This window comes from Coprococcus sp. RTP21428st1_C9_RTP21428_210409, assembly GCF_040227395.1.
Taxonomy (GTDB): Bacteria; Bacillota; Clostridia; order Lachnospirales; family Lachnospiraceae; genus Coprococcus; species Coprococcus aceti.
In genome coordinates this window covers 1-9,511 of record NZ_JBEHVV010000094.1, presented here as the reverse complement: position 1 = coordinate 9,511, position 9,511 = coordinate 1, and the positions used below count along the sequence as shown (strand labels likewise).

The window sequence follows — 9,511 nt, the reverse complement described above, 5'->3', positions numbered from 1 at the left end:
GGGTTATGGTAAGAAAGGTTGGTTTAACTGACAGTGTTGGTTTTGCTTGTCTGGAAGATCTACAGTTGTCGAACTCCTATATGTGGGGTACCGCAATCAGTCTGGACTATTGTGGAAGAGAGGATTGTATAAAAGGCTGGAAGTTTGGTCCATACGTCAGAGAATCATATGTTATCCATATGGTAAAGAAGGGCAAGGGTACATTTACAATTGCAGGGAAGACTTATGAACTGGGACCTGGACAGGCGTTTATCATCAGACCTGGTGAGGAGACTACTTACAGGGCTGACGATGATGATCCATGGAGCTACATGTGGGTTGGATTTCATGGCTACAGAGCTGAAGATTTTATTGAGGCGATGGGGTATGTAAAGGGCTCACCTATCATCAAGATAGAGCAGATGGATACGTGTGCAGAATGTATCAACAAGATGCTCGAATATTCCCAGATCACACGTATAAACGAGGTGAAGAGAATGAGTGCACTGATGCTTCTCTTCGCAACCATTATGGAGGATAATGCCTCCGATGCGCAGGAAGATGATAACATTGAGTATCCAAGTAAGATATATGTAAAGGCTGCTGTCGACTTCATAACAGAGAAGTACATGAACAAGATCAAGATCGATGACATTGCGGATTTCATAGGAATCAGCAGAAGTCATCTGACAGGAAGCTTCAAGAAGGAGATGGGTGTATCTCCTCAGGAGTATCTTATCAACTTCAGATTGGAGAAAGCTGCAAGTCTTCTCCGGTCATCAAAGGAACAGATCAATATAATCGCATATCAGTGTGGTTATGAGGATTCTCTTTCTTTCTCCAAAGCATTCAAGCAGAAGTTTGGAATGAGTCCTAAGTCATTCAGGAATCTTGAGGTTGAGCTTGAGACGAAGGATGCCAAGTTTGGACATGAGGCTTCGAAGCTGTAAGATATAATTGAATCAAAAAATTTGAATTAAGCAAAAGGCGGGTGTGCGATTTGTCGCACATCCGCCTTTGCTGTATTTACGATATACGGTAAAAACTACTGTCTGCCATGATATGAATTGTCAACGATAAGCTTCTTGGTCACCTTTGTGGATTCGGGATTATCCTCATCTGATTCAGATGTCTGGTCATCGCTGTGCATCCATGAAGCAGGATCGTCGTCCGTGTACTTCTTTGTGACCTCATCCAGATATGGGGTGAATGCCTTCAAAAACATGAATGATGATACATATGCTATAAGGCCAAAGCCACATACTATGAACACGAATATACCTACCATGAATACCTGAGTGCTGGATAGCAGAACATATGCAGGCAGAGTGTAGAGAACCATGATCACTATTGTAAATATGAAGTTCTTGGCCGCCAGGTAAATGGACTGCAAGAGAAGGTTCTTCAATGTGTTCTTAAATGCACTTATGACAGGGAACAGGTAAATTGCGATGAAGCATGTCAATATCATAAGCACGACACTGGTGTAGTACATGAGCTTGTTCTCCTGTGGACCACCCTTGCCAAAAAGGTTGAAATCCAGAGTGAATATAAATGATATAAGAAGGAATAGCAGCCATGAAATCGTTGACTGTTTGAAATTATCCTTGAAGCCTTTGAAGAATAATTTCACTACACCTCCATTTTCGCCTGTCCTCTGCTTCTTTAACAGAGTGAAATACATTGCGCTCATGGAAGCTCCCATGGTGACTATGGGAATACTACACAATATAAATAGAATGTTCACTATTATAATATCGCCGAGCGTTCCAAAAAATCTGGAAAACCAGCCGTCACTGTTGAAAATGTTCATAAAATTCCTCCTGATGTAAAAAGTGATAATATCGTTTGTTTAACTATAGCACAAAAAGGTATGCCAATATATAGCGAATTTTACAATTTACCATATGTATTCTACATTTTACCATAAAATAGCACAAAAACAGCGAACTTAACTACTTAAAAATATACATTTGTGACAAAACCCCATGATATTTTGACATTTTTCCATGTAAAAATCTTCACCAAAATTTTATAATTCAATCATAGAAAGCACACAGAACGCCGTAAGGCGAACCGGCAGAACAGGACGCAGAATTCAGGGTATGAAAGAGAATGTGGGTGTCGTAAATCCTGCCGGTGATGTAAAAAGGAGGAAGGTTTTATGAGAAGAACAATGAAGAAAGCTGTAGCAGTAGGGCTTGCAGCAGCAACAGCATTTTCACTGTGCGCATGTGGCGGCGGTGATGGAAGCAAGGGTAGCAGTAAGGATGCACTTGAGGTGGTTATCTGGGATAACAATCAGCAGAAGGGTCTGCAGCAGATATGTGATCTCTTCACAGAAGAGACAGGAATCAAGGTTGATGTACAGGTTAAGGAGTGGGATTCATACTGGACACTTCTTGAGGCTGGAGCATCAGGTGGAGATATGCCGGATGTATTCTGGATGCACTCCAACAACTCACAGATGTACATGAAGAACAACAAGCTCTTAAAGCTCGATGACTACATTGAGAAGAGCGATAAGGTTGATATGAGCAACTACATGCCAGAGATTACAGAGCTCTACACATATGATGGCTCATATTACGCAGTACCAAAGGATTACGATACAATCGCTCTCTGGTACAACAAGAAGATGTTTGATGATGCAGGACTTTCTTATCCAGATGAGACATGGACATGGGATGACCTCTATGAGGCAGCTAAGAAGCTCACAACTGGCGACAAGTACGGTTTCTGTATGAACACATCAAACGATCAGGACACATACTACAACATGGTTTACTCAATGGGCGGTTACATCGTAAATGACGATCACACAAAGTCAGGATATGACGATGCCAACACTATCAAGGCTATGGATTATGTAGGAAAGCTCCTCAAGGATTGCTGCCCACCGGCAACAACAATGTCAGAGACAGGTACAGACGTTTTGTTCCAGTCAGGTACAGTAGCAATGATCACACAGGGTTCATGGATGACAGCAGGATTCCTTGACAACGAGTATCTCGTTGAGAACTGTGACGTAGCAATTCTTCCATACGACAAGACAACAGGTATGAGAACTTCTATCTGTAACGGACTTGGATGGGCTGCATCAGCAGACACAAAGAGACCAGATGACTGCTGGAAGCTTATCGAGTGGTTCGGTTCAAAGGAGATGCAGGAGAAGCAGGCTGAGCTTGGTGTAACAATGTCAGCTTACGAAGGCACATCAGACAAGTGGGTTAACTGCACAGACAAGTTCAACCTCAACGCTTACCTTGATATTACAAAGGATTCAACAGTAGCAGGCGTTACAAATGAGCTCGTGCTCAGACCTTACACATACAACTCAACAGTTTGGTCACAGGCAGCACAGACATTCTTCGCAGATGCATGGGCAGATCCATCAAAGATGGAGCAGTCATGTAAGGACTTCGCAGTTCAGATGAACCAGTACATCGATGAGGAAGACAAGTAATCCTACAGAGCATTTATAAGATAACATAACAGTGGGTAGGATGAAGGTCCTGCCCATTGCTTACCAGAAACAATGGGGTGTTAATTACAGTATAAATGATAAGAGGAGGGATTTTATGTCAGATAACAACAAGAAAGTTGAAGAAAAAGCGGTTGAGATAATTCAGGCTACAGAGACACAGACAGTTAAGCCGGCAGCAGCAGAAGATAAAGAGTTCAAGAAAAAGAAGTCAACAACATGGGAAAGAAACCAGCGCAAATGGGGCTGGGCATTCATCCTCCCAACAATGATAGGAATCATCGTACTTAACTTATGGCCTATAGTACAGACAATATATCAGTCATTCTGCAAGGTCGGTTCATTCGGAGATTCATCATTTGCAGGATTTGCAAATTACAAGAAGATGTTTGCTGACCCTGAGGTATGGCAGTCACTTCTCAATACATTCAAGTATGCGATCATTGAGGTTCCATTCTCAATCGCCATCGCACTTATACTTGCGGTATTCCTGAATCGTAAGATGCACGGAAGAACAATATACAGAGCAATATTCTTCCTGCCAATGGTAGTTGCACCTGCAGCTGTAGCCATGGTATGGAGATGGTTATACAATTCACAGTTCGGTCTGTTAAACCACATCCTCGGTACAAAGATCGAGTGGATATCCAATCCAAAGATCGCATGGATCTCAGTTGCAATCATCGGTGTATGGTCGATCATTGGTTACAACATGGTTCTGTTCCTTGCAGGACTTCAGGAGATACCTAAGGATTACTACGAGGCAGCGGATATTGACGGAGCATCAGGAGTAAGAGCATTCTTCAAGATCACTCTTCCACTTCTCTCCCCTACAGTATTCTTCGTACTCGTAACAAGAGTAATCGGAGCACTTCAGGTATTCGACCTTGTATACATGGTAATGGATATTTCCAATCCGGCTCTCAAGAAGACAGAGTCCATCGTATATCTGTTCTACCAGTACTCATTCCAGAATGGTAACAAGGGTTATGGATCAGCAATAGTAGTTCTTCTTCTCGCAGTCATCATGGTACTTACAGTATTCCAGATGATCGGTCAGAAGAAGTGGGTTCATTATAACTAGGAAGGGGGAATCGATATGACAAGAGGCGTACAGTTTAAGAGAAGAATGCAGAGATTATTGATTCACCTCATTCTGATCATATTCTCAATCATTATGATAGTGCCATTTGTATGGATGACACTCACAGCATTTAAGACAGTAACAGAGGCAACTTCGGTAAGTCCATTCGTAATATTCCCATCACAGTGGCGTACAGACGCGTTCACTACTGTTTGGAATAACATGAACTTCCTTGTTCTCTACAAGAACACATTACTGCTCATATTCTTTAGAGTTGTGTGTGCATGTCTCACAGCAACACTCGCAGGATATGCATTTGCAAGACTTAAGTTCAAGGGCAGAGACTTTATGTTCTCCCTGATACTTTTCCAGATGATGATTCCTTCACAGATATTCATCATCCCACAGTTCCTGATGATCAGTAAGATGGGCATGACAAATACAATGTTCGCCCTGGTATTCCCGGGAATTGTAACAGCGTTCGGTACTTTCCTGCTCAAGCAGGCTTACATGGGACTTCCTGGAGATCTCGAGGAGGCAGCGAGACTTGACGGATGTAACATTCCAAAGACATTCGTGTTTGTTATGGCTCCGCTTGCAAGATCATCGATGGTTGCCCTCGGTATATTCACAGCAGTGTTCGCATTCAAGGATCTGATGTGGCCACTGGTTGTAAACAGCAGTGCAAACAAGATGCCGCTCTCAGCAGCTCTTGCAACAATGCAGGGACAGTATCAGTCCAATTATCCACAGCTGATGGCTGCATCTCTTATATCATGTATACCAATGATCGTTATATACCTGATATTCCAGAAGCAGTTCGTAGAAGGTATTGCAACATCAGGTGGAAAGCTCTAAAGAAAGTTAAAGAAGATATTATATATGACCACAGGGTGACGTCGGTTACTGACGCCACCCTTGTGAAATATATCGTAAATACGAAGTATTTACGATGCCGTGGACGCCGCGCGGAGCGCCTCTCATGCGTCCACTCCAAAATATATCGTAAATACGAAGTATTTACGATGCTGCAGACGCCGCGCGAAGCGCCTCTCATGCGTCTGTTTCAAAATATATCGTAAGTGCGAAACAAAAGGAGGACGTCTATGAAAAAGCCGATAATCACGGAAGAAGAAAAACAGAAGATAAAAGAGATGGACTCCATACGCAAAAAAATAGGGTATATATGGGATTATTACAAGCTTTGGATAATCGGTGCGGTCGTTCTCGTGGGACTTGTAGTGTATTTCACTGTTGTGTTTGCAACGAGGGAGGACAAGCCGATACTGGATGTTGTCCTTGTGAACAACTACGATGATGTTTCAGAGGACTGCAGGCTGACACAGGGATTTGTGTCGTATGTAGGGGAAGAAAATCTCCCGGGAAGGGTTACATTTGACAACAATGCGTTTTTTAATCTGGCAAATAACTCAGATTATAAGAACAGTTACTATATGAAGGTGCTGGCATACCTTGAGGCGGACACTGCTCAGGCAGTCTTGTGCCAGTATGACAATCTCATAGGTCTGGCGAAGAGCGGCAGACTTGCAGACCTGTCGGATGAGAAGGTCGGCGATATATATGATAAGTATAAGGATAGGATAATTTATTATGAGGATGAAGAGGGGAAGAAGATACCTGTCGGAATAGATGTATCTGAAGGATACAAGGCGGCAGGACTTACTGAGTACACAGATGGCAAGGCATATATTGGATTGTCAGCATATGCGGCGGATTATGGATATGTGGAGAAATTTGTGGACTACATGGTGGAACTTGGAATACAATCCGGCGGAGCCGGTTGTAGATAAATTATGAGGAAAGACCAGTCAAATGAAATTTGGCTGTAGAGAAACTGGAGATCACGAAAAGGAGGACTTGGGCATGGCAATATTGATAAATGAAGAGAAAAAGCTTTTCACATTGAACACCAAAAATACTACATATCAGATGAAGGTGATCGACTATGGGTATCTGGCTCATCTGTATTATGGCAAGAAAATGGACGGGGATATGTCATATGTCATAACTCATTACGATAGAGGATTCTCAGGCAATCCTTACGAGGCACAGGAGCACAGAGAATTCTCTCTGGACAACATTCCACTGGAATATAGCTGCTACGGCAACGGAGATTTCAGGACTCCGGCATTCAACATAAAGGACATAGAGGGAATACATGGATGTGATCTCAGATATGTTTCATATGAGGTGATGGACAGTAAGTATAGTCTCAAGGGACTTCCTGCTGCTTACACAAATGACGGCGAGAAGGGTGAGACCCTTAAGATCGTTCTTCAGGATCCTCAGGTGGGAGTGGAGGTTGATCTTCTGTATGGAATTATAGAGGATAAGGATCTGATCACAAGATCAGTTATAGTCAGAAATATAAGCGATGCGGATATATTTGTGGCAAAGGCATCAAGTGTGAGCCTGGATTTTGTGACAGGTGATTATGATCTCATCCACTTCCACGGAAGACATGCTATGGAGCGCATGTATGAGAGAGAAGCTATAAATCATGGTGTGAAGAAGATCGGAAGCACAAGGGGTACATCAAGCCATCAGCACAGCCCATTTGTGGTTATAGCAGGCAAGGATGCAAATGAAGATGCGGGCGACTGCTACGGAATCTCATTTCTCTATAGCGGAAGCTTCAACTGTGAGGTTGAGAAGGATCAGACAGATCAGGTGAGACTCAATATGGGTGTTCAGGATGAGATGTTTGAGTATGTGCTCTATCCTGAGAGCGAGTTTGTGGCACCTGAGGTAGTTATGGTTTATTCACCTGATGGATTTGCTGACATGTCACATAAGATGCATGACGTTGTGAGATACAATATCTGCCGCGGCGAGTACAAGACAAAGAGGAGACCTATTCTCATCAACAGTTGGGAGGCAGTATACTTCGATTTCAATGGCGATGATATTGTAAACATAGCAAAGCAGGCTTCAGAGCTCGGCGTTGAGATGCTGGTTCTGGATGACGGCTGGTTCGGTGTGAGAAATGATGACAAGTCAGGTCTCGGCGACTGGTTTGTAAATGAGGATAAGATGGGCGGCCCTATGGCTGATGTTGTCAAGAGGGTTAAGGATCTCGGCATGAAGTTTGGTATCTGGATCGAGCCTGAGATGGTATCCGAGAAGAGCGAGCTTTTCAAGGAGCATCCGGATTATGCATTTGTGATCCCTGGAAGAAAGCCTGTCATGGGAAGAAGCCAGCTCAATCTGGACTTCTCAAGAAAAGAGGTCGTAAACTGTATATTTAATCAGCTGACAGCGGTGCTTGACAAGATAGATGTTGATTATATAAAGATGGATATGAACAGAAGCATCTTAAATGTATACTCCATGACTGAGGGAATCCAGAACAATGGAACTATCCTCTACAAGTATGTACTCGGTGTATATGACTTTATGGAGAGGCTTCAGGCGAGATATCCAAAGATGTTCATCGAGGGCTGCAGCGGCGGCGGCGGAAGATTTGACGCCGGAATGATGTATTACACACCACAGATCTGGTGCAGTGATGATACGGATGCCATTTGCAGGCTTGACATACAGTATGGAACTTCATTTGGCTATCCTATATCGGTGGTTGGCTCACATGTATCAGCGGTTCCGAATCACCAGACAGGCAGGACGACTCCGTTCAATACAAGAGCTGTCGTTGCCATGGCGGGAAGCTTTGGCTACGAGCTTGATCTGAACAAGGTCAGTGATGAGGAGAAGGAAGAGGTCAAGGCTCAGGTAGAAAACTACAAGAAGTATTGGGATCTCCTTCACAACGGACTCTACTATAGACTGACGGATGCAGACAAGAGCAAAGGCGTAGCTGCATGGTCATTTGTAGCAAGGGATAAGTCAGAGACACTTGTCAATATCGTGACGGTGGAAAGCTTCTGTAATGCCCCTGTACCTTTTGTCAGAGTAAAGGGACTTGATGTGGATGCCACATATGTTGACGAGGAGACCGGCGCAGAGTACAGCGGACAGGGACTTGACCAGATAGGACTTCCTGTACCACTCAAGTTCGGCGAGTACAATGCTTACCAGATCCACCTGGTTAGAAAGTAAAATTGCATAAGTGATATTGTGTTATTTATACATAAATATTAATTATATTGTATTAAATTACAGCTTCATGATAATATGAGGCTGTAATTTTTTGTGCTTATATATTCGGCATAAATGTGCTGAATATGTATGGGAGAAAAAGGGAGGTTACATATGAAATTGAAGGGGATAATGGCTGCGGCTGTAACTGTAGCCATGGTGTCGTCGTGCATTCATATACCGATGACGACTGCACAGGCACAGACTTTACTGTCAAATATGACAGCGTATGCCGTACAGATGAATGAAGCTGAGATATCAGCAGCTACAGAGGATATTTCAGAGCTTGAGGGTGACTATGGAGTTGTGAACATAGTTAATGGCAAGGAGAGTAAAATATCGTTTGTCACGGATGAGACAGGATATTATGAGATAATATTGCAGGGAAGCCAGTCACGGCTGATGCTTCAGGAGACCTTGTATAACAGTAAGAGTAAGCGCCTTGCTACAGGTAAAAAGGATGGCAGTGGATGCTGCAGGCTGGTATACAAGTGCACTGCGGGGGAGAAATACATTCTTGGGTCTAAGTATGCCCGTTCTTATACAGTTTCCGAAAGTGCAAATATAAGCGTGAGAAAGCTTCCGGATGTGGCGGCAATAAAAATGGTGCCGGATAATACAACGATACTGGAGGGAACACCAGACTCCATAACATCGGCGTACGCAACGGTAACCTATTCCGGTGGAAAGGTGCGCAGTTCAGGTATCAGCGGCTCAGACTGTAAGATAGATGGAGTTACATACAGTCTGTGGGTGAAGGATTCCAAGGGAAGTTATTATTATGAGGGCGATGAAGGGGATATGGTATCGTATGCGGATGCGGAAAAACTTCCGGCCGGTACGTATAC

General features: G+C 43.4%; 8 protein-coding genes. 7 read left to right on the top strand and 1 reads right to left on the bottom strand.

Translation table 11 applies throughout. The features are described from left to right. Positions 1-929, top strand: a 929-nt coding sequence (locus ABUA34_RS13095) for an AraC family transcriptional regulator (RefSeq protein WP_349823458.1), incomplete at its 5' end; no start/stop codon positions are given. A gap of 95 nt (positions 930-1,024) precedes the next feature. On the opposite strand, the gene ABUA34_RS13090 is transcribed toward ABUA34_RS13095, so the two are convergent. After that, positions 1,025-1,792: a YesL family protein gene (locus tag ABUA34_RS13090; RefSeq protein WP_015534455.1), complete on the bottom strand. Its 768-nt coding sequence runs from the start codon at positions 1,790-1,792 to the stop codon at positions 1,025-1,027. Between the two features lie 351 nt (positions 1,793-2,143). Between ABUA34_RS13090 and ABUA34_RS13085 the strand changes: the two genes are divergently transcribed. From ABUA34_RS13085 to ABUA34_RS13060, 6 genes are all read left to right on the top strand, one after another. Further along, complete coding sequence (locus ABUA34_RS13085; RefSeq protein WP_349823457.1) at positions 2,144-3,445, top strand: ABC transporter substrate-binding protein; 1,302 nt, start codon at positions 2,144-2,146, stop codon at positions 3,443-3,445. Positions 3,446-3,560: 115 nt separating this feature from the next. Further along, positions 3,561-4,547, top strand: a complete 987-nt coding sequence (locus tag ABUA34_RS13080; RefSeq protein WP_349823456.1) for a carbohydrate ABC transporter permease — start codon at positions 3,561-3,563, stop codon at positions 4,545-4,547. 15 nt (positions 4,548-4,562) lie between these two features. Continuing rightward, positions 4,563-5,405, top strand: coding sequence for a carbohydrate ABC transporter permease (locus ABUA34_RS13075; RefSeq protein WP_004852646.1), 843 nt, complete (start codon positions 4,563-4,565; stop codon positions 5,403-5,405). Between the two features lie 248 nt (positions 5,406-5,653). After that, positions 5,654-6,358 (top strand): hypothetical protein, encoded by a 705-nt coding sequence (locus tag ABUA34_RS13070; protein ID WP_015534458.1) that lies wholly within the window; start codon positions 5,654-5,656, stop codon positions 6,356-6,358. 73 nt (positions 6,359-6,431) lie between these two features. After that, entirely contained in the window at positions 6,432-8,624 is a 2,193-nt protein-coding gene (locus tag ABUA34_RS13065) for an alpha-galactosidase (protein ID WP_349823455.1), read from the top strand. Positions 8,625-8,777: 153 nt separating this feature from the next. Beyond that, positions 8,778-9,511, top strand: a 734-nt coding sequence (locus ABUA34_RS13060) for a hypothetical protein (RefSeq protein WP_349823454.1), incomplete at its 3' end; no start/stop codon positions are given.

Coding starts and splice junctions, on each gene's coding strand:
- ABUA34_RS13090 (WP_015534455.1), bottom strand. CDS start 1,792: ATGAACATTTTCAACAGTGACGGCTGGTTTTCCAGATTTTTTGGAACG.
- ABUA34_RS13085 (WP_349823457.1), top strand. CDS start 2,144: ATGAGAAGAACAATGAAGAAAGCTGTAGCAGTAGGGCTTGCAGCAGCA.
- ABUA34_RS13080 (WP_349823456.1), top strand. CDS start 3,561: ATGTCAGATAACAACAAGAAAGTTGAAGAAAAAGCGGTTGAGATAATT.
- ABUA34_RS13075 (WP_004852646.1), top strand. CDS start 4,563: ATGACAAGAGGCGTACAGTTTAAGAGAAGAATGCAGAGATTATTGATT.
- ABUA34_RS13070 (WP_015534458.1), top strand. CDS start 5,654: ATGAAAAAGCCGATAATCACGGAAGAAGAAAAACAGAAGATAAAAGAG.
- ABUA34_RS13065 (WP_349823455.1), top strand. CDS start 6,432: ATGGCAATATTGATAAATGAAGAGAAAAAGCTTTTCACATTGAACACC.